The organism is Microbacterium sp. B35-30 (assembly GCF_010634855.1).
Lineage (GTDB): Bacteria > Actinomycetota > Actinomycetes > Actinomycetales > Microbacteriaceae > Microbacterium.
The window spans coordinates 26573-44872 of sequence record NZ_MWLQ01000011.1 but is presented as its reverse complement, the minus strand read 5'-3'; the positions used below and the strand labels follow the sequence as shown (position 1 = coordinate 44872).

Sequence of the window (18300 nt, the reverse complement as noted above, 5' to 3'; positions counted from 1 at the left end):
GTCCAGGCCGCCGGGAAGGGATCATGAAGCTTCTTCTCACGTCGGCGGGCGTCACCAATCCGACCATCCGTCACGCACTCGAGGACCTGCTCGGCAAGCCGATCAGCGAGTCCAGCGCACTGTGCATACCGACCGCCCAGTACGGTCACCCCTGGCTGGGACCCGGCATCAAGGCATGGGAGTTCATCAGCGGAAGATCCGAGAATCCCATGGTCGATCTCGGCTGGAAGTCCGTCGGAGTGCTGGAGCTTACCGCGCTGCCGAGCATCGATGAAGAGCGCTGGAAGCCGCTCGTACTCGAGACCGACGCGCTGCTGGCTGCCGGCGGCGACGCGCTCTACCTCAGCCACTGGCTGCGGGAGTCGAGACTTGCCGACATGTTCCCGTCGCTGGCGGAGACGGTGTGGCTGGGAATGAGCGCGGGAAGCATGGTGATGACACCGCAGATCGGCCGGGAGTTCGTGGGCTGGAAGCCGCCGACCGGCGATGACAGCGCGCTCGGGATCGTCGATTTCTCGATCTGCCCGCACCTTGCGGCCGACGGTGAACCCGGCAACTCCCTCGCCGCAGCGGAGAATTGGGCTGCCGGCATCCGCTACTCGTCATACGCCATCGACGACCAGACGGCCCTCCTGGTGACCGCCGACGGAATGAAGGTCATCACAGAAGGTCAGTGGAAGTACTTCCCAATCAGCCAGGGCGGCTGACTTCGTCGCAACCTGCCCGCGAGCGATCCACGGAGGCTTCATGAGTGGCGAGTTCGACTACGTCGGCCAGCCCCAGGCCCTCGCCGCCAAGCTCCGGGAGACACTGAACCACCCTTGAACTTCACGTGCGGGGGAGTGGTGGGTACGACGTTCACTCGGTCTGGGATACCGGTAGACGTACACATCAACGCGGTCCTCGCGGTAATGAAATCGGATCATGCTCCCCGCAGGGAGTGGTTCGTTGTTCTCGTCGACCAACTGGCGCCAAGAGCTGATGTCTGCGAACAGATCCACTCCGGGTGGCACGCCATTGGCTCCGTCCACCGTGGCGGGACCAGTGATCAGCATGAAGCAGTGGAAGCCCTGCTCATTCTTGAAGAACCAGGGTTCAATTCCCCGGAAGCTGTCGTAGCCGCGGATGGTCGATGCGGCAGGCTGAGCCTCGAGGAAGCCGAGGGCAAGAACCCCAAGCCAACAGCCGGGTTGAGGGGAGCGCGGTTCGGCATCCGTTTTCGCTCTCTGCGCGAACCTCGCACAGAGAGTCTCTACAAGCTGACATAATGTGCATTATCGGCGCAGTCACCAAGCACCCACGGCCCAGCGCATCCCGGACGATTCCGCGCGGGAGTCCGCGCGAGAGATGGCCTGACCGGAGCCACTTCCCAACATCCACCGCGCCGTACCGCCGAACACCGTCGCGGAGCCGACACCAGCGCCGCTTGTAAAAGAAAAGCCAGCTCGCACCCGACGACCCGTTCGCGGCCCATCGGGCGCAGGCGGCCGGAATCAGATGAGCCAGGCGCCGTCGCGCATGAGGACGCGTCCGGCGAGCTCATTCGACTCGCGCCAGGCCTGGATGCGTGTCGGCCGCAGCACGAGGAAGACGTATCCCGCAGCTCCCCGCGGGTCCCAGTCCGCCTGCGCCGCGTATGGCTCTCCCAGCGAATCGTCGTCGTCGACGCCCACCGACCGCTCGAGCACGGCGTCGATCAGTGCGACATCGCGGGTCGGACCCACCGCGAGGCGCGTGACACCCGACGCAGCGATGTTGCGGGCCGTCACCGAGCGCTCCTCGAGTGCGATGACCGCACGGTCGTCGATCCACGCCAGCGACAGCGGCACCAGGTACGGCGCCGCCTCGGGCGACGAGGTCGCCACCCAGACGTCGGCGGCGGGCGCAGTCAGCGCGGCGAGCAGATCCGCCTTGCGGCTCGCGCGGTCACGGGGTTCCGGCATCCGTGGCTCCCTTCGTTCAGCGCGTGCCAGTCTGTCAGACGGCGACGCGCGATTGGCCCCCGAGAGAACGATTTCCTAGGCTCGGAGCATGCTGGAGTCGCTCACCGGGTTCGTCGTGGTGGGCGTGGCGATCCTCGTGGGATGGATCCTCGGCCGCATCGATCTCCTCGGCGAGCACGCGCGCCCCGTTCTGGCCCGGCTGACGTTCTTCGTGCTGTCGCCGTTCCTCCTCTTCGTCGTGCTCGCGCAGGCCGACGTCCGCACACTGTTCTCGGCACTCCTGCCCGTGTCGGCGATCGCGGCCGTCGCGGTCATCTTCGTCTACACGCTCATCGCACGCGTCGCCTGGAAGCGCTCGATCGGCGAGACCGTGATCGGAGCCCTCAGTGCAGGCCAGGTGAACTCCAACAACATCGGCATCCCGCTGTCGCTGTACCTGCTCGGCAGCGCGGCGTATCCCGCGCCGGTGATCCTGTTGCAGCTGCTGGTCTTCACTCCCATCACGATGGCGATCCTGGATGCCGTCACCACCGCCCGCGCGTCGCTCTGGCGTGCGATCGGGCGCGTGGTGACGAACCCGATCGTGCTCGGATCGCTGCTGGGCACGATCGTCTCGGTATCGGGGATCCAGCTGCCGCCGATCGTGATGGAGCCGGCCGTCCTCATCGCGAACGCGTGCGTGCCGATCCTGCTGATCGCGTACGGCATCTCATTGCACGGACAGCGCGTGCTCGGGCCATCGGGTCGCCGGCGCGACATCGTGCTCGCGAGCAGCCTGAAGCTCGTGGCGATGCCCGTGATCGCCTGGGCGGTCGCCGAGTTCGTCTTCGGCCTCACCGCACACGACGTCCTGGTGGTGACGGTGCTCGCTGCGCTTCCCACCGCGCAGAACGTCTTCAACTACTCGCAGCGCTACGACGTGGGCGAGACGATCTCGCGCGACACCGTGTTCCTGACCACGATCGGGTGCGTGCCCGTGCTCATCCTGGTGACACTGCTGCTGGGATAGGCCGGATACTCCCCCGTCAGGGCCGGACGATCTCGTGCAGCGTGCCGATCACGAGCCGCACGCCCCCTTCGTGCCGGAGCACGGTGAAGAGCGTGTGCGTGCAGGCGCGGCAGCGCACGATGGCGGCCGTGTCATCGATCTCGACGACCGCCTCTGCGACCGGCGCCCCCTCGTGACACCCGCCGCACACCGCGATCAACGCGGTGACATCGGCTTCGAACACATCCCACAGCAGACCTGCGGCGGCGTTGCCGTCGACCGTACTGGTCGCGATCTCAGCGCGCATCATGCACCTCCGAAGCGTTCGGTCCTGATCCGGGCGGACGGATGCCCCAACCCGACGAGCGCGTCGGCGACGTGCTCGACGAAGCCCGTCGGGCCGCACACGAAGATGATGGGCTCCCGTCCGGGCTCCCAGACGGCCGCGCGCAGCAGGTCGTCGTCGACCCGCCCCACGTGTCCTGTCCAGCCGCTCGGCGCCGCACGCGTGAATCGCCAGGTCAGCCCCACTCCCCCGTCGCCGGCCGTGCGCGCCAGCTCATCACGATATATCGCGTCTTCGGTGGTTCGGACCGAATACAGCAGGCGGACGGATGCCGCAGCCCCGGCATCCGTCGCCGCCCGCACCATCGCCATCAGCGGCACGATGCCCGAACCGCCCGCGATGAGCTGCACGGGCGCCGCTCCCCCGGGCCGCCACACGAAATAGCCGCCCAGCGGACCCTTGACCTCGAGCTCGTCGCCGGGCAGCACATCCCGCACCAGGTAGGGCGAGACCTCGCCGTCGGGGATCTCGTCCACCGCGAGCTCGATGGTCTCACCCGGCCCGTACGACCCGATCGAGTAGGACCGCACCGCCTGATAGCCGTCCTCGGCGGTCAGCCGGATGTCGACATGCTGGCCGGCGTCGTTCCCCGGCCACCCGGGCACCTGAAGACGCAGTAGGCGAGCCGACGGCGTCACACCGACGGCCTCGACCACGCGAGCGGGCTGCCAGCCACCGACCGTCACCAATACCGTTCCTCGGTCCAGGGATCACCGTGCATGTTGTAGCCGTTCTGCTCCCAGAAACCCGGCTCGTCGTCACCCATCAGGGTGAGGCCACGCACCCACTTCGCGCTCTTCCAGAAATAGAGGTGCGGGACGAGCAGCCGGGCGGGACCGCCATGCTCGGGGTCGAGCGGCGCGCCGTCGAACTCGAACGCGACCCACGCCTGGCCGTCGCGCAGCTCGTCGAGCGGGATGTTCGTCGTGTAGCCGCCGTACGAGTGAGCCATGGCGTACTCGGCCTCGGACTCGACCGATTCGAGAAGCGTGTCGAGCGAGACGCCGCGCCACGACGTTCCGAGCTTCGACCACCGTGTGACGCAGTGGATGTCGGTGTCGACATCCTCGATCGGGAGAGCCTGGAACTCCTCCCACGTCCACGAGACCGCGTTGCCGGTCTCAGTGCGGATGCCGAAGCGCCACTCATCCAGGTCGATGCGGGGCGTGGGCCCCGCCGACAGCACCGGGAAGTCCTCCGTCAGATACTGACCGGGCGGCAGCCGCGGATCGCTCTCGCGACGCCGTGCTCCGAATCCCCTCGAAACGACGGCCATCGAAACCCTCCTCCTGCGCCCTGCGGAGCGCACATACTCACGGTCACGCACGCTCACGGTAGCGCGCCGCACCCCGGCGGTGCGATGGGCATTGGGCAACACACGTTCACGCTCGTTGCGAAGTTCGACGACGGGTCTAAGCTTTAGCCGCACCGCATACAGGGAACTCTCAGAAAGGCCCCCCATGTCTACTGCATCCGAAGCCGAGAAGTCGGCCGTCAACGGGATCCGCACGGCGCTGGGCGTCGGCGGCGTCCTCGCGCTCATCGTCGGCATCCTGATCCTGGTCTGGCCCGGCAAGACCGCAGCCGTCGTCACCGTCATCATCGCGATCTACGCGATCGCCGCCGGGCTCGTCTACGCCGGGCTCGGGATCTTCTCGAAAACGAAGGGCGGCTGGGCTCGTGTCGGCCACATCGCGCTCGGCATCCTGTTCATCATCGCCGGCGTCGTGGCGCTGTTCAACATCGGTCAGACGACCGCGTGGCTCGCACTGTTCCTCGGCATCCTGATCGGCATCATGTGGATCGTCGAGGGCATCGTCGCGCTGTCGACGCTCGGTGACGCCGCCTCGAAGGGCTGGTCGATCTTCTTCGCCATCCTGAGCATCATCGCGGGCATCATCGTGCTGTTCGCCCCGGTCTGGGGCGTCATCGTGCTCTGGTGGATCCTGGGCATCTCGCTCATCGTCCTCGGCATCATCAACATCGTGCGTGCGTTCACCTTCAAGGGCGACATCTGATCAGACGTCACCCACGATGACGGCCCCGGGAGCGATCGCTCCCGGGGCCGTCATCATTCTCTGCTCGTATCAATCGACGGGCAGGTAGCGGCGCCACCAGTCGAGCACGGCAGCGAACCGCTCGACGCGGTGGCGCGGCTGGCCCGATCGCGTGAGCTCGTGGTTCTCGCCGGGGAACACGAGCAGCTCGGCCTCGGTGCCCTGGCGCTTCAGCGCCGAGTAGTACCGCGTCGCCTGCTCGAGCGGGCAGCGGAAGTCGAGCTCGGAATGCATCACGAGCGTCGGCGTCGTCACCTGGCTCACGACGGCCATGGGGCTCTGCCGCGCGATGTCGTCGGCCGAGATGCCCACGTACTCGTCGCCGAAGAACGATCCGATGTCGCTCGTGCCCTGGAACGACACCGGTTCGAGGAAGCCCCGTTCGACGATCGCGCCGGCGAAGCGGTGGTCGTGCGCGATCACCCAGGCGGTGAGGTACCCGCCGTACGAGCCGCCCTGCACGCCGACGCGGTCGCCGTCGAATCGCTCGTCGGAAGCGATGGCCCCCTCGAAGAAGTCGATGACGTCGGCGAAGTCGACGGTGCCCATCTGCTGACGGATGCTGCGCCCGTGGGCCCGCCCGTATCCCGCCGAGCCGCGGGGGTTCGAGTAGACCACGGCGTAGCCGGCATCCACCAGCACCTGCGTCTCATCGAACAGGTGCACGCCGTACGACGCGAACGGACCGCCGTGGATCTGCAGGATGACCGGGAACGGACCGTCGCCCTCCGGCGTGGCGACCCACCCGTGCACCGGGTAGCCGTCGCGACCCGTCACGGTCAGCTCGCGCGGCAGGGCGATGCCGGATGCCGCGGCCCGCGCACCGAATGACGTCAGGGTTCGCGCTACCCCGCTCTCGACGAGCACGAGCTCGCCGAAGGAGTCGGGGCGCGCCACGGCGGCGACGACGCGATCGCCGACGGCGGCGTGGCCGTTGACCTCGAGGTCGCCGCCGAGGATCTCCGAGATGGCGCCGTCGCGGGCGACGCGCATCAGCCGCACACGGCCACGCGTGCGGTCCTGCACGAGGAAGGCATCGCCGACGGCGGTGACATGGCTGCCGACCTCGCCGAGGTCGATCTCGTCGGCATCCGTGAGACGCACCGGGCTGCCCTCTTCGAGCAGCCACAGGCCGACGCCCGGTGCGACGAAGTCGACACCCTCCCCCACCTCGCTGGCCAGCAGGGCGATGGTGCCGTCCTCAGCGACGTCCAGCGCCGACAGCGACAGGCCGGCGTCCGCCGACAGCACTTCACGCTCGCCGGAGCCGTCGATTGCCACCGCGATGACGCGATTGCGGAGGTCACGACGGTCGGGCTCGATCTCGTCCGGCACGGTCAGCACCTCGCGACCGTCTGCGGTGAACACCAGGCCGCTGTGTGAGGTGGCGCCGTCGGTCAACCCGCGCGGCTCGGCGGCCACCACGGGCTTCTTCGGCGGCGTCTCGTCGTCGGGGCGCACGGCCGCCGCGGGCTCGTAGAACGGCTCCGAGTCCGGCTGCGGCGCGGCGATCACGAAGACGTGCGCGGGCCGGTCGCCGAGGTAGCCGAGGCCGTTCGCGTGCCAGCGGACACCCGTGATGTGCCGGGGCGCCTCGGCCGAGGCATCCATCCCCTCCACGCTGCCGTAGCGGCCCTTCTCGGGCACGCGCGCGAGATAGGCGATCGTCTCGCCATCGGGCGACCACGCGAAGTCCTCGACGCCCAGCACCGCATCCGTGGCCTGCACCGGCTCGCCGCCGGCCGCCGCGACGACGTGCACCTGAGGCTTGCCCTTGGCGTCGCCGCGCACGAACGCGATGCGGGAGGCATCGGGCGACAGCTTCGGAGAGCCGTCGGCGATGCCGCGGGTGAGGCGGCGCGGCGCGGCGTCCGGAAGATCGACGCGCCAGAGCTGGCCGACGGCCCGGTTGGCGGCGATGTCGGGGCGAGACGAAGCGAAGACGGCGAACGAGCCGTCAGCGGCGATCTCGGGGCGTCCGACGGAGACCAGGGTCTCGATGTCCTGTGCCCGCACCGATCACTCCGTCCCGAAGGACGCGACGTCGCCGACCAGACGCGTGTTGTCGGCGGGCACCGGCTCGAGCGCGGCGAGGGCGACCTCGGCGGCGAACTCCGACACGTTGTAGAGCTTGCCCGCGTCCTCGCGACGGGCGGCGATCGCACCCGGGTTCGCACGCTCGAGCAGCGTCGCGGTGATGGTGCCTTCGATCATGTCGCCCGAGACGACCACGAACTCGACACCGCGCTCGGTCAGCGCCGGAATGCGCTCGCGCAGTGCGTCCTCGCCGGCGCGCTTGGAGAGCGCGACCGGCTCGTACTCGGGCATCGTCGGCGTCGTGCGGATGAAGTGCGCCTGGTGACTCGTCACGAAGACGACGCGCGAGCCCTCACCCAGCAGCGGCAGCGCGGTCTCGAGGACGCTCACCTGCGCATCGCGGTTGAGCAGCAGCGCGTAGTCCTCTGCCATGCCGGACTCCATGCCGCCCGACGCGTTGAGCACGAGGATGTCGAGGGTGCCGAACGTGCGGGCGACCTCGTCGATCATCGCCTGGACGGATGCCGCGTCCGTGAGATCTGCACCGACCACCAGCACCTGCACGCCGAGGTCGCGCAGCTCCGTCGCGAGCTTCTCGGCCCGCGGCGCCTTGTTGCGGTAGTTGATGACGACGTTCGCGCCTGCCTGCGCGAGGTAGCGCGCGGTGTCGGCTCCGATGCCGCGGGACGAGCCTGTCACGAGGGCGGTCTTGCCGCTCAGCGAGCTCTCGGGAAGCGGTGTGGATGTCTCAGTCACGTGTAGACACTACCTGCTAGGTTCGAGCTCAGGAGGCGCATCGTGGAGCTCATCGAGACCGTCGAACAGTGGGCGTGGATCGGCTGGCTGGTGCTGATCCTGGTCTTCCTCGTGATCGAGATGCTGACGCTCGATTTCACCTTCCTGATGCTGAGCATCGGCGGGCTGGCGGGCCTGGTCGCCGACCTGCTGGGAGCACCGATCTGGCTGCAGGTGATCATCGCCGCCGCTGTCTCCGCGATCCTCCTGCTCGTGCTGCGGCCCCCCTTGCTGCGGCGGCTCCGACGCGGGGAGGACCCGACCCCGTCCAACATCGATGCCCTCATCGGCCTGCGGGGCACCGTCATCTCCTCCATCGGCGCACACGGCGGGCAGGTCAAGCTCGCCAACGGCGATATCTGGACCGCCCGGACCGAGTCCGGCGACCTCGACCCCGGCACGCCTGTGCGGGTGAGCCGCATCGAGGGCGCGACGGCGGTGGTCCGCTCCGACTCCCCCACTCCCCTTCCCCCCACACCTGAGGACCCGCTCGCATGAACGACGTCAGCTCGGTCATCCCCACCGCGATCGGATGGATTCTCGCGATCGCGGTCTTCATCTTCGTGCTGGTCGTGATCTTCCGCTCCATCCGGATCATCCCGCAGGCCAGCTCCGGCGTCGTCGAGCGCCTCGGCCGCTATCACAAGACCCTCATGCCGGGCCTCAACCTGCTCGTCCCCTTCATCGACCGGCTGCGCCCGCTCATCGACATGCGCGAGCAGGTCGTCTCGTTCCCGCCACAGCCGGTGATCACCGAGGACAACCTCGTCGTGTCGATCGACACCGTGGTCTATTTCCAGGTCACCGACGCCCGCGCCGCCACCTACGAGATCGCGAACTACCTGGGTGCCGTCGAGCAGCTCACCACCACGACGCTCCGCAACGTCGTCGGTGGGCTGAACCTCGAAGAGGCCCTCACCAGCCGCGACAACATCAACGGGCAGCTGCGCGTCGTGCTCGACGAGGCCACGGGCAAGTGGGGCATCCGCGTCTCCCGCGTGGAGCTGAAGGCGATCGACCCGCCGCACTCGATCCAGGACTCGATGGAGAAGCAGATGCGCGCCGAGCGTGAGCGTCGCGCGACGATCCTCACCGCCGAAGGCTCGAAGCAGTCGCAGATCCTCGAGGCCGAGGGCCGCCGGCAGGCCGAGATCCTCAAGGCCGAGGGCGACAAGCAGGCCGCGGTGCTGCGCGCGCAGGGCGAGGCCGAGGCGATCCAGACCGTCTTCGACGCGATCCACTCGGGCAACCCCGACGACAAGCTGCTGGCATACCAGTACCTGCAGACCCTGCCGAAGATCGCCGACAGCGCGTCGAGCAAGCTCTGGATCATCCCGAGCGAGTTCACCGAGGCGCTCAAAGGTCTGACGGGGTCGTTCGCCGGTGTGATGACGGATGCCGCCGCCAAGGGTCGTGGGCAGTCCACGGGTGCCGCGTCTAGCGGTGCCGCCTCGAGTGGTCCTGCACTGGGCGGCCCGCCGCCGGCAGTCACCCCGCCCACCCCGTGACCCACCCGTGGTTCGCCGGCGTCGCGACGCCGCGCGTTCTCGCGCACCGCGGGCTCGTCACGCCGGAGGCCGCGCACAGCGGCGTCGTCGAGAACTCCTTCGCCGCCGTGGCCGCCGCGCACTCCGCCGGCGCTCTCTATGTGGAGTCGGACTGCCACCTCACCGCCGACGGCACGGTGGTGCTCTTCCACGATGACGATCTGTCGCGCGTGACGGGCGACCCGCGCAAGGTGGCCGACGTCTCCGCGCGCGAGCTCGAACAACTCATGACGGGCCGCGGCGGACTGATCACGCTGGCGCAGGCTCTCGAGGCCTTTCCGACTCTGAGGTTCAACCTCGACGTGAAGGCGACGGATGCCGCATCCGCCGTCGGCACGACTGTCGCGCCCTTCGCCGATCGCGTCTTGGTGACGAGTTTCTCGGACGAACGCCGGCGAGCCGCACTGCTCGCGGCGGCCGCCACCAACAGCACGGTGCGCCCCGCGACCTCCGGCGGTCGTGGCGCCATCGCCCGCGTGCTCGCGGCCGTCGCGGCGCGGTCGGACCGGCTCGTCGCCCATGCCCTTGCCGGCATCGACGCGCTGCAGGTTCCGGAGCGCCAGGGGCGCCTGCGGATCGTCACGCCCAGGCTCATCGCCGCCGCCCATCGGCACGGCGTCGAGGTGCACGTCTGGACCGTCAACGAGCCCGACGACATGCGCCGACTCGTCGCGATGGGCGTCGACGGCATCGTCACCGACCGGGCGGACGTCGCGCTGGCCGCACTCACCTAGCACGACCCGGTGGCCGGGCGTCTGCCCCGCTGTGCATCCACTGTGAAAGGTCGATGAACGGGGGTGCTTCGGATGATCCGCTCAGGTCACTTCGTTATACCTATACAGCGACGAGAGGACCACAAAATGGCAGACCGCAGTCTGCGCGGCATCCGACTCGGCGCCCAGAGCCTACAGAGCGAAGAGGGCGTCGTGTTCCATGAACGCGCACAGCACATGTACACCTGCACCGTGTGTGGACGTGACACGACTTTGACCTTTGCGGCCGACGCCGAGGTTCCGCCCGCCTGGGAGTGCCGCACGTGCGGCGCCGAGGCGCTGCTGCGCGTGGGCGACGGCACCGCGACCGTCGATCACTCCGGCGACAAGACCCCGCGCAGCCACTGGGACATGCTGCTGGAGCGCCGCACGCTTCCCGAGCTCGAAGAGCTCCTGGAAGAGCGCCTCGCCTACGTCCGTGCCCGCCGCGGAGCAGGCGAGAACGTCACGGCGGACAAGCTCAGCGCCTGAGCCGCGATCCACGCGACGCCGGCCCTACGGGGCCGGCGTTTTCGTGTCCCCGCGGGGGCGAAGGCGCGCGAACACCCCGAGGCCGGCGAGCACGATCACGCTGCCCCACGACAAGGTGGCGTTGATCCATGCCCCGATCACCACGGCGGGCGTGAGGCCGGTCCGCAGCGGCACGTCGGTGAGCATGTGCCCGGGCGCATCCGCCACGAGCCCGTCGATGGTGGTGCCGTCCGGTGCGATCACCTGGCTCGTGCCGACCGTCGAGAGGTTCACGACCGCGCGACCGGTCTCGATGGCGCGCAGCCGCGCGACGGCGAGCTGCTGCAAGTTCTCGTCGGTGCCGCGGAAGTCGGCGTTGTTGGTCTGGAACAGGTAGACCTCGGCGCCTTCCGCGGCGCCTTCCCAGACGAGCGCGTCGTAGATCACGTCGAAGCAGATGGCCAGACCCGCGATGGTGCCGTCGATGTCGAAGACGGGCGCGTTGGTGCCCGGCGTGTAGTCTCGGCCGATCATGCCGATGAGGTCGGGGGCGATCGCGTCGTAGAACTCGCGATCCGGCACGTACTCGCCGAAGGGCACGGGATTGCGCTTGTCGTACGTCTGCTCGATCCCTGTGCCGTCCCGCCACAGGAACGACATGTTGAAGTACTCCTCCTCGCCGCGCTGGTCGACCCGGTTCGCCACCAGCGGCGCTCCCAGCTGCCGCGTGACCCGGTCCAGCGCAGCCGCGGCGGCGACCGAGCCTTCGGGGTCGAGGTCGACGCTTCCCTCCGGCCACAGCACGACGTCGACGTCCTCGGAGCCGAACAGCGGCTTGGTCGCGTCGTACTGCGACTCCAGCACGTCGCCCGCATCGCGCACGTCGAAGTAGCCTGCCGGGCCGTTGCCCTGCACACTGGCCACGCGCATGGTGCCGGCCGGCGTGGTCGCCCAGGCCGGGACGACCAGCATCGCCGTGGCGACCAGCGCGAGCACGGCGACCGGCAGGAGCCACCGGATACTGCGGCCTCTGCGCCGGGGCGCACGGACCAGCTCCACCGCGGCCGCGACGACGGCTGTCACGAGGAACGTCAGGCCCGCGGTGCCCGTCCACGAGACGACCTCTGCAAAGGGACCGTTCACCTGTGAGGTTCCCACCCGTCCCCAGGGGAAGCCTCCGTAGGGGAATCCGCCGGTCACCGCCTCCCGCGCGGTCCACAGCCCCGCGACCAGGAGAGATGTCACCAGCACCCGGCCCCGGCGTGGCACCGCTCGCGGCACCCACCGATAGGCCAAGGCGATGAGCACCGCGCCGCCGGCGACGATCAGCGCCTCCAAGCCCGACAGCGCCAGCCACGGAATCGGCCCGACCCAGGCCGCCGTGAAGTCGAGGTTGAGCAGGTAGAAAGCGAGGCCGAAGACCAGGCCGGTGAGCAAGGCAGCGCCGACGCGTCGGCCGACGAGTGCCACCAGCGCCAGCGCAACGGACACCCACGCCATCGGCCACCACGCCAGCGACGGGAGGGCGACGTCCAAGAGCGCCCCGCCGATCCCCGATACCGCCACGGCGGCCCAGAGCGGCAGCAGCGGGCGCGGCAGCGGCGGACGGGACGACGCGTCGGGTGGCACGGATTCCACCCTAGGCGAGCCCGACGGCGACCCTTTGCCCGTACCCGGTCTCTGACCTTGTCGAAGGGCTTTAGACGGTGGAGTACGCGACGATGCCCCGCCGTACGGCATCCAGCGCCCTGCGTGCCGTGCCGGCGATCGGCTGGTCGGCGACGATCGACAGCTGGTCGAGCAGGTCGATCGTCTGCTTCGCCCAGCGCACGAAGTCTCCCGCCGCCATGTCGGCCTCGGTCAGCACCCGGTCGAGCGTGCCGCCGCGTGCCCAGGAGTGCATCGCGAGCGCCAGACCGGCCGAGACCGGCTCGGTCCCGGGAAGGCGGTTCTCCTCCTCCAGGTCCTGGAGTTCCTGCCACAGCGAGATCGTGGCGTCGAAGGCGGGCCGGAAGGCGCCGCGAGGCAGACCCCGCTCCCCCGGACCGGCGTCGTCCCGGCGCGGCTCGTACACCAGCGAGCAAGCGAGCGCCGCGAGGGAGGCGGCATCCAGGTCCTTCCAGATCCCGCGGCGCAGCGACTCCGCGACCAGCAGATCGCGTTCCCCGTAGATGCGGCGCATCGTGCGCCCCGAGGGGGTGAGCGTCGTCGCCCCGTCGTCGGCGACCGCGACGTACTCGAGTGCGGCGAGCACATCGACAACACGATCGAAGATGCGGGCCACCGTGCCGGTGCGGGTGTCGATCTGACGGCGGATCCTGTCGATCTCGCGCTTGAGCTTCCAGTAGCGCTCGGCCCACCGCGCATGATGCTCCCGATCGGGGCACTGATGGCACGGATGCCGCAGCATGCGCTTGCGCAGGCTCGCGATGCGGCGCTGCCGCTCGTCGCGGGTGCGCCGTGCGGCGCTGACGTCCTTGCGGTGCACCTTCTCGAGGTCGCTCAGCTCACGACGGATGCCCGAGTACTCCGCGAAGTCGCCGCGGTCGCACGTCATCGCCTTCTCGTACCCGGCGAGCGACTCCTCCTGCTCGCGCACCTGCCGAGCGAGCCCCACCACGGCACGATCCGCCTGGAACTGCGCGAACGACGACTCGAGGATCTCGCGGGCTCTCGCCCGGCCGAACTGGTCGATGAGGTTGACAGCCATGTTGTACGTCGGGCGGAAGCTGGAGTTCAGTGGATAGGTGCGCCGCGACGCGAGCGCGGCGACGGCCTGCGGGTCGAGGGCCTCAGTCCACTGGACCACCGCGTGACCCTCGACGTCGATGCCCCGGCGTCCGGCGCGTCCGGTGAGCTGGGTGTACTCCCCCGAGGTGATCGCGACGCGCGCCTCGCCGTTGAACTTCTCGAGCTTCTCCAGCACGACCGTGCGGGCGGGCATGTTGATGCCGAGCGCCAGCGTCTCGGTGGCGAACACGACCTTCACGAGTTTGCGCTGGAACAGCTCCTCGACGACCTCTTTGAAGGCCGGCAGCAGCCCCGCGTGATGGGACGCGACGCCGCGCTCGAGGTTCTCACGCCATTCCCAGAAGCCCAGCACCGCGAGGTCCTCTTCGAGCAGGCTGCGGGTGCGCTCCTCGATGACGGCCCGGATCTCGAGCCGCTCGTCCTGCGACGTCAGCCGTACGCCGGCGCGCCGGACCTGCTGCACGGCCGCGTCGCAGCCGACCCGGCTGAAGATGAAGAAGATGGCGGGCAGCAGGTTCGCCCGCGACAGCAGCTCGACGACGTCGGGGCGATCGAGCCGCTCGATGCGCTGCACGTTCGCCGAGCGCACCGGGCGCTTGTTGCCGCGGCTCGGACGACGACGGGATGCCTCGTATCCGCCGCCCGCGTAGTGAGCGCGTTCGCCGCGGTCGCTGCTGCGCAGCTGCTGCGCGCGCCGGTTGTTCTCGAAGTTCGAGCCCTTGAACGACCGGATGCGCATCAGCTCCTGGTTCACCTGCGCGGTCGCGATGCCGGCGCGGTCGTCGAACAGCGGCAGCAGGTCGCCTCTCACGAGCACGTGCTGCTCGAGCGGCACCGGGCGCGTCTCGGAGACGATGACCTCTACCGCGGGGTTGCCGTCGCTGCCCCCGCGCACCGTGTCGAGCCAGTCGCCGAACTCCTCGGCGTTCGACACGGTCGCCGACAGCGACACCAGCCGTACGCTCGGCGCGAGGTGGATGATGACCTCCTCCCACACGGCGCCGCGGAAGCGGTCGGCGAGGTAGTGCACCTCGTCCATGACGACGTACCTCAGGCCTCGCAGCGCCGGGGAATCGGCGTAGAGCATGTTGCGCAGCACCTCGGTCGTCATGACGACGATGCGCGCGTTGCCGTTGATGTTCGTGTCGCCGGTGAGGAGGCCGACATCGTCGGGCCCGTAGACGTCCTGGAGCTCACGGAACTTCTGGTTCGACAGCGCCTTCATCGGCGTCGTGTAGAACGCCTTGTCTCCGGGCGTCTGCATCGCCAGGTGCACGGCGAACTCGCCGACGATGGTCTTGCCCGCGCCGGTGGGCGCGGCGACCAGCACGCTGCGGCCGTCTTCGAGCGCGCGGCACCCCTCGATCTGGAACGGGTCGAGCGTGAACCGCTGCGCCGCCGCGAACGCGGCCGTGAGCGGGTGCGTGCGGTCGAGCCGGGCGGCGTCGCTCGCGCGCGCGTAGCGCTCAGCGGGAGCGGGGTCGCTCACGACACCTCGGGCGGAAGGAGCCCTGCGGCCCTGTCGCGCTTCGCCTTGCGCCGGTCGAACAGCATGGACAGGCCGACCGCGGCGAAGTACAGCACGCACAGGATGCCGCCGAGAAGCAGCATCGAGGTGACGTCGGCGGCAGGGGTCGCCATGGCCGCGAAGACGGTGATGATGATGATCGCCACGCGCCACCCCTTGAGGATGTCGCGGCCCGACACCACCCCGGCGAGGTTCAGGGCGACCAGGAAGACCGGGGTCACGAAGGACACCCCGATCACGAGCAGCAGCTTGAAGACGAAGTCGTAGTACGTGGCGTAGTCGTAGAACTGGGCGATGCCCTGGTCGTTGGGCACGAAGTTCGCCATCAGCACGACCATGTGCGGCATGATGAGCCAGCCGACGTAGAGGCCGGCCATGAACAGCGGGATCGCGGCCCCGAGGAAGCCGATGGTGTGGCGGACCTCCTTGCGGGTGAGCCCGGGCATGATGAACGCCCAGATCTGCCACAGCCACACCGGCGCCGAGATCAGCAGGCCGATCGCGAAGGCGATCCGCATGTGCAGGTCGAAACCACTCGCGACGGTCGTGAAGTTGAGGGCGATGTCCTGCTCGCCCCGCTCCTTTGCGATCTGCACGATCGGCTGCGCGAGCAGGTCGATCACCCAGCCGCTGATGAGGAAGGCGATGACCATGCCGACGACGAGGCCGGCCGCAGCGATGAAGAATCGCTTCCGCAGTTCGCGCAGGTGCCCGCCGAGCGACATGCGCCTATCGCGCCGAGGCTGCTCGGGCTCCCCGATGCGCGGTGGCTCCGTGGTGACCACGCCGGGTCAGGAGGACGGGTCTGCGGTGCTGCTGCTCGGGCTCGCGGGAATGTCGGCCTTCGGGGTCTCCGACGCCACATTCTCGGCCTTCGGCTTGCCCGAGGCGTCCTCGTCCTTCATCGCCTTCATCTCACCCTTGAACACCCGGGCGGACTGACCGACGCTCTTGGCGAGGGCCGGGAGCTTCGCAGCCCCGAAGAGGAGCAGGATCACCGCGAGGATGATCAGAAGATGCGGCCATCCGAATGCGCCCATGCGGAGTCTCCTTGTCGGTGCGGATGTGGTCCAGTGTAACCCTGTCGCGACGGCTCCGAGCCGCGCTCACCGGTACTGCGCCAATCCGGCTTCGGCCCAGTCGGCGACCGCACGTCGCGCGGCGGCGGGTTCGAGCACCTCGACGGCGCCGCCCCGGCGCGCGGCGAGGCGCCGCAGGCTCAGTTCGTCCGCGACGCGCATCGTCGCGATCGTGACGCCGTCGGATGTCGCGAGCGTCGCGCGGTCGAGGTAGTCGCCCAGCAGCGGTGCGACATCCTCCGCGAAGCGGATGCGGGCGACCACGTCGCCGGCGTCGGTGTCGAACCAATCCGGCGCCTGCTCCCCCGCGTGAGTGCTCGGGATGCCGGTGAGCTCCAGGTCGCTCACCCGATCGAGGTGGAACGTGCGCATCGCCTCTCGGAGATGGCACCAGCCCTGCAGGTACCACTGCCCGCTGGCGATGTGCACCTTGACGGGATCGACGGTGCGGGTTGTGGGACCGGCATCGGGGGCCTTGTACGTGAAGGAGACCGCAACACCCCGCCTCAGGGCGTCGGCCACGAGGTCGCGCACCGCGTCGACCGGCTCCGGGGCGAGGATCACCTCGGCAGGGGTGCCGGAGGCTCCGCGAGAGAGTTTCGCGAGGAGAGCGGCATAGAGCTCGGTGTCGCCCACGCCCGGGATGGAGCGAGCCAGCTGCAGCCCCGCGAGCAGCGCGGCCGCCTCGCGGGCGGTGAGCTTCGGGGACCGCTCCAGACCGACCGCGTTCGTGATGACGATGAGGTCGCGCTCGTCGAGGAGGTCCCAGTCGATGTCGAACAGGTCGTTCGACATCTGCCAGTAGCCCCGGTCACCGGGCAGGCCGATGACGGTCAGCTTCTCGACCATGGAGCGCATCTGCTCGGGTGACACGTCGAACTCGGCGGCGGCATCGGCGAGCGAGACCTCCCCCTTGCCGATGAGGTACGGCACGAGCTGCAGCATGAGGGCGGCGCGATCCGTCGCGACGAGCGGCCGCTTCGCGGTCATGACAGACTCCCCGCGTTCATGCCGCCCCCTCGTGCAGCGCACGGGTGGCGGCGAGGCGATCGATCACGCGATCGCGCAGCTCCACCGGTGCGACGACGCGCACCTCCGGCCCGTACGAGGCGAGCTCGTCGGCGAAGATGTGGGCATCGACGTAGGGCACGCGGATTCCCTGCTCGGCCGGTTGCGCCCGGCGGGCGAGCCGCAGTGCAGCCTCGGTGCCGGGGTTGACCTCCAGGAGGGCGGAGTTGCGCGCGGCGACCTCGTCGAGACCGGCGAGGGCGCGGTCTCCGGCTCCCTCGCGGAGCGCGGGGTCGAACGAGGCGCGCGTGAGCGAGACCGGCCCGACGATGCGCTGGAGGAGGAAGGTGCGATCGGCGTGGACGTCGAGATCGATGCCGAACACGTGCCATCGGCCCTCGTACTCGATCAGCGCCAGTGGCTGGATGCGGCGCGTGCGCGGCGCGTCCTCCCCTGGCTTGAGGTACGGGAAGGTGACGACGCGGCTGGACTCGATCGCCTGCTGCAGCGCGGGAAAGGCGGGATCGCGCAGACTGAGGCGGGGTGAGAAGCCGATGATCGGCTCGTCGACGAGGTCGCCGAGCGCCCGGATCTTGCGCAGCCCGCCGCGCGCGTCGTCCGACATGGAGCTCTGACTCCATACCCCGCCCGCAAGGGTCAGCAGCGCCAGCTCGGCAGGAGTGAACTCGATGTCTTCGGGAAGCTCATACTCGGCGGTGGGCACGCGGTATCGCGCCTCGCGCAGGTCGTCGGGGTCGGCCCAGTCGCCGATCGTCTCGATCGGCACGCCGAGACCGCGCAGCGACTCCTTGTCACGCTCGAACATCTTCTCGAGCGCATCCTTGGATGCCCCGGCCTCACTCTGCTCGCGGTAACCCGCGACGGAGGTCAGGATGGTGTCCTTCGTCAGCCCCTGGTCGGTCGCGATGAGGGCCACCACGAGGTTGACGAGGCGCTCCTCGGGTGGGATCTTCGCGGCGGCAGTGGCGGGCACCCAG

Annotated in this window: 19 protein-coding genes; 7 read left to right on the top strand and 12 right to left on the bottom strand. The window is 69.2% G+C overall.

The window, feature by feature from the left end; genetic code table 11:
* Positions 1-23: 23 nt before the first annotated feature.
* Positions 24-707 carry a Type 1 glutamine amidotransferase-like domain-containing protein gene (locus B2K11_RS04525; protein WP_163617080.1) on the top strand — a complete coding sequence of 228 codons (684 nt, stop codon included), beginning with the start codon at positions 24-26 and terminating at the stop codon, positions 705-707.
* Positions 708-1493: 786 nt separating this feature from the next.
* Here the strand turns inward: B2K11_RS04525 and B2K11_RS04520 are convergent.
* Positions 1494-1943 (bottom strand): pyridoxamine 5'-phosphate oxidase family protein, encoded by a 450-nt coding sequence (locus tag B2K11_RS04520; protein ID WP_163617079.1) that lies wholly within the window; start codon positions 1941-1943, stop codon positions 1494-1496.
* A gap of 88 nt (positions 1944-2031) precedes the next feature.
* Here B2K11_RS04520 and B2K11_RS04515 point away from each other — a divergent pair, with 88 nt between their 5' ends.
* The gene (locus B2K11_RS04515) at positions 2032-2952 is read left to right on the top strand and encodes an AEC family transporter (RefSeq protein ID WP_163617078.1); all 921 of its coding nucleotides are present in this window, start codon (positions 2032-2034) and stop codon (positions 2950-2952) included.
* Positions 2953-2968: 16 nt separating this feature from the next.
* On the opposite strand, the gene B2K11_RS04510 is transcribed toward B2K11_RS04515, so the two are convergent.
* The 3 genes from B2K11_RS04510 to B2K11_RS04500 are packed head-to-tail and all read right to left on the bottom strand — an operon-like array spanning position 2969 to position 4553.
* On the bottom strand, positions 2969-3241 hold the full coding sequence (locus B2K11_RS04510; RefSeq protein WP_239525727.1) for a DUF6510 family protein: 273 nt from the start codon (positions 3239-3241) through the stop codon (positions 2969-2971).
* Complete coding sequence (locus B2K11_RS04505; protein WP_163617500.1) at positions 3238-3963, bottom strand: ferredoxin reductase; 726 nt, start codon at positions 3961-3963, stop codon at positions 3238-3240. Before B2K11_RS04505 ends, B2K11_RS04510 begins: the two co-directional genes overlap by 4 nt.
* Positions 3960-4553, bottom strand: coding sequence for a sulfite oxidase-like oxidoreductase (locus B2K11_RS04500; RefSeq protein WP_163617077.1), 594 nt, complete (start codon positions 4551-4553; stop codon positions 3960-3962). Before B2K11_RS04500 ends, B2K11_RS04505 begins: the two co-directional genes overlap by 4 nt.
* Before the next feature lie 184 nt (positions 4554-4737).
* Here B2K11_RS04500 and B2K11_RS04495 point away from each other — a divergent pair, with 184 nt between their 5' ends.
* Entirely contained in the window at positions 4738-5295 is a 558-nt protein-coding gene (locus B2K11_RS04495; protein ID WP_163617076.1) for a DUF308 domain-containing protein, read from the top strand.
* 69 nt (positions 5296-5364) lie between these two features.
* Here the strand turns inward: B2K11_RS04495 and B2K11_RS04490 are convergent, their stop codons facing one another.
* On the bottom strand, positions 5365-7350 hold the full coding sequence (locus tag B2K11_RS04490) for a S9 family peptidase (protein ID WP_163617075.1): 1986 nt from the start codon (positions 7348-7350) through the stop codon (positions 5365-5367).
* Between the two features lie 3 nt (positions 7351-7353).
* Positions 7354-8127: an SDR family oxidoreductase gene (locus B2K11_RS04485; protein WP_163617074.1), complete on the bottom strand. Its 774-nt coding sequence runs from the start codon at positions 8125-8127 to the stop codon at positions 7354-7356.
* Positions 8128-8169: 42 nt separating this feature from the next.
* On the opposite strand from B2K11_RS04485, the gene B2K11_RS04480 reads away from it, so the two are divergent.
* From B2K11_RS04480 to B2K11_RS04465, 4 genes are all read left to right on the top strand, one after another.
* Positions 8170-8664: an NfeD family protein gene (locus tag B2K11_RS04480; protein WP_204260006.1), complete on the top strand. Its 495-nt coding sequence runs from the start codon at positions 8170-8172 to the stop codon at positions 8662-8664.
* Positions 8661-9674 (top strand): SPFH domain-containing protein, encoded by a 1014-nt coding sequence (locus B2K11_RS04475; RefSeq protein WP_239525725.1) that lies wholly within the window; start codon positions 8661-8663, stop codon positions 9672-9674. Before B2K11_RS04480 ends, B2K11_RS04475 begins: the two co-directional genes overlap by 4 nt.
* Positions 9671-10447 carry a glycerophosphodiester phosphodiesterase family protein gene (locus tag B2K11_RS04470; protein WP_163617073.1) on the top strand — a complete coding sequence of 259 codons (777 nt, stop codon included), beginning with the start codon at positions 9671-9673 and terminating at the stop codon, positions 10445-10447. Before B2K11_RS04475 ends, B2K11_RS04470 begins: the two co-directional genes overlap by 4 nt.
* A gap of 126 nt (positions 10448-10573) precedes the next feature.
* A complete protein-coding gene (locus B2K11_RS04465; protein ID WP_163617072.1) occupies positions 10574-10957 on the top strand; it encodes an RNA polymerase-binding protein RbpA in 384 nt (127 codons plus the stop codon).
* Positions 10958-10981: 24 nt separating this feature from the next.
* On the opposite strand, the gene lnt is transcribed toward B2K11_RS04465, so the two are convergent.
* The 6 genes from lnt to B2K11_RS04435 all read right to left on the bottom strand — a co-directional run bounded on the left by lnt (position 10982) and on the right by B2K11_RS04435 (position 18296).
* On the bottom strand, positions 10982-12565 hold the full coding sequence (lnt, locus tag B2K11_RS04460; RefSeq protein ID WP_239525723.1) for an apolipoprotein N-acyltransferase: 1584 nt from the start codon (positions 12563-12565) through the stop codon (positions 10982-10984).
* A 70-nt stretch (positions 12566-12635) separates the two neighbouring features.
* Positions 12636-15176 (bottom strand): DEAD/DEAH box helicase, encoded by a 2541-nt coding sequence (locus B2K11_RS04455; RefSeq protein ID WP_163617071.1) that lies wholly within the window; start codon positions 15174-15176, stop codon positions 12636-12638.
* Positions 15173-15940, bottom strand: a complete 768-nt coding sequence (tatC, locus tag B2K11_RS04450; protein WP_163617070.1) for a twin-arginine translocase subunit TatC — start codon at positions 15938-15940, stop codon at positions 15173-15175. The genes B2K11_RS04455 and tatC overlap by 4 nt, the downstream gene beginning before the upstream one ends.
* Positions 15941-16006: 66 nt before the next feature.
* Positions 16007-16255: a twin-arginine translocase TatA/TatE family subunit gene (gene tatA / locus B2K11_RS04445; RefSeq protein ID WP_163617069.1), complete on the bottom strand. Its 249-nt coding sequence runs from the start codon at positions 16253-16255 to the stop codon at positions 16007-16009.
* Positions 16256-16321: 66 nt separating this feature from the next.
* Positions 16322-17284, bottom strand: a complete 963-nt coding sequence (locus B2K11_RS04440; RefSeq protein WP_163617068.1) for a WYL domain-containing protein — start codon at positions 17282-17284, stop codon at positions 16322-16324.
* 16 nt (positions 17285-17300) lie between these two features.
* Entirely contained in the window at positions 17301-18296 is a 996-nt protein-coding gene (locus B2K11_RS04435; RefSeq protein WP_163617067.1) for a WYL domain-containing protein, read from the bottom strand.
* Between the last annotated feature and the right edge of the window lie 4 nt (positions 18297-18300).

Bases quoted from the DNA above. Each gene is read 5' to 3' on its own strand.
- B2K11_RS04525 (WP_163617080.1), top strand. From the start codon at position 24: ATGAAGCTTCTTCTCACGTCGGCGGGCGTCACCAATCCGACCATCCGT.
- B2K11_RS04520 (WP_163617079.1), bottom strand. From the start codon at position 1,943: ATGCCGGAACCCCGTGACCGCGCGAGCCGCAAGGCGGATCTGCTCGCC.
- B2K11_RS04515 (WP_163617078.1), top strand. From the start codon at position 2,032: ATGCTGGAGTCGCTCACCGGGTTCGTCGTGGTGGGCGTGGCGATCCTC.
- B2K11_RS04510 (WP_239525727.1), bottom strand. From the start codon at position 3,241: ATGATGCGCGCTGAGATCGCGACCAGTACGGTCGACGGCAACGCCGCC.
- B2K11_RS04500 (WP_163617077.1), bottom strand. From the start codon at position 4,553: ATGGCCGTCGTTTCGAGGGGATTCGGAGCACGGCGTCGCGAGAGCGAT.
- B2K11_RS04495 (WP_163617076.1), top strand. From the start codon at position 4,738: ATGTCTACTGCATCCGAAGCCGAGAAGTCGGCCGTCAACGGGATCCGC.
- B2K11_RS04475 (WP_239525725.1), top strand. From the start codon at position 8,661: ATGAACGACGTCAGCTCGGTCATCCCCACCGCGATCGGATGGATTCTC.
- B2K11_RS04465 (WP_163617072.1), top strand. From the start codon at position 10,574: ATGGCAGACCGCAGTCTGCGCGGCATCCGACTCGGCGCCCAGAGCCTA.
- tatC (WP_163617070.1), bottom strand. From the start codon at position 15,940: ATGTCGCTCGGCGGGCACCTGCGCGAACTGCGGAAGCGATTCTTCATC.
- tatA (WP_163617069.1), bottom strand. From the start codon at position 16,255: ATGGGCGCATTCGGATGGCCGCATCTTCTGATCATCCTCGCGGTGATC.
- B2K11_RS04440 (WP_163617068.1), bottom strand. From the start codon at position 17,284: ATGACCGCGAAGCGGCCGCTCGTCGCGACGGATCGCGCCGCCCTCATG.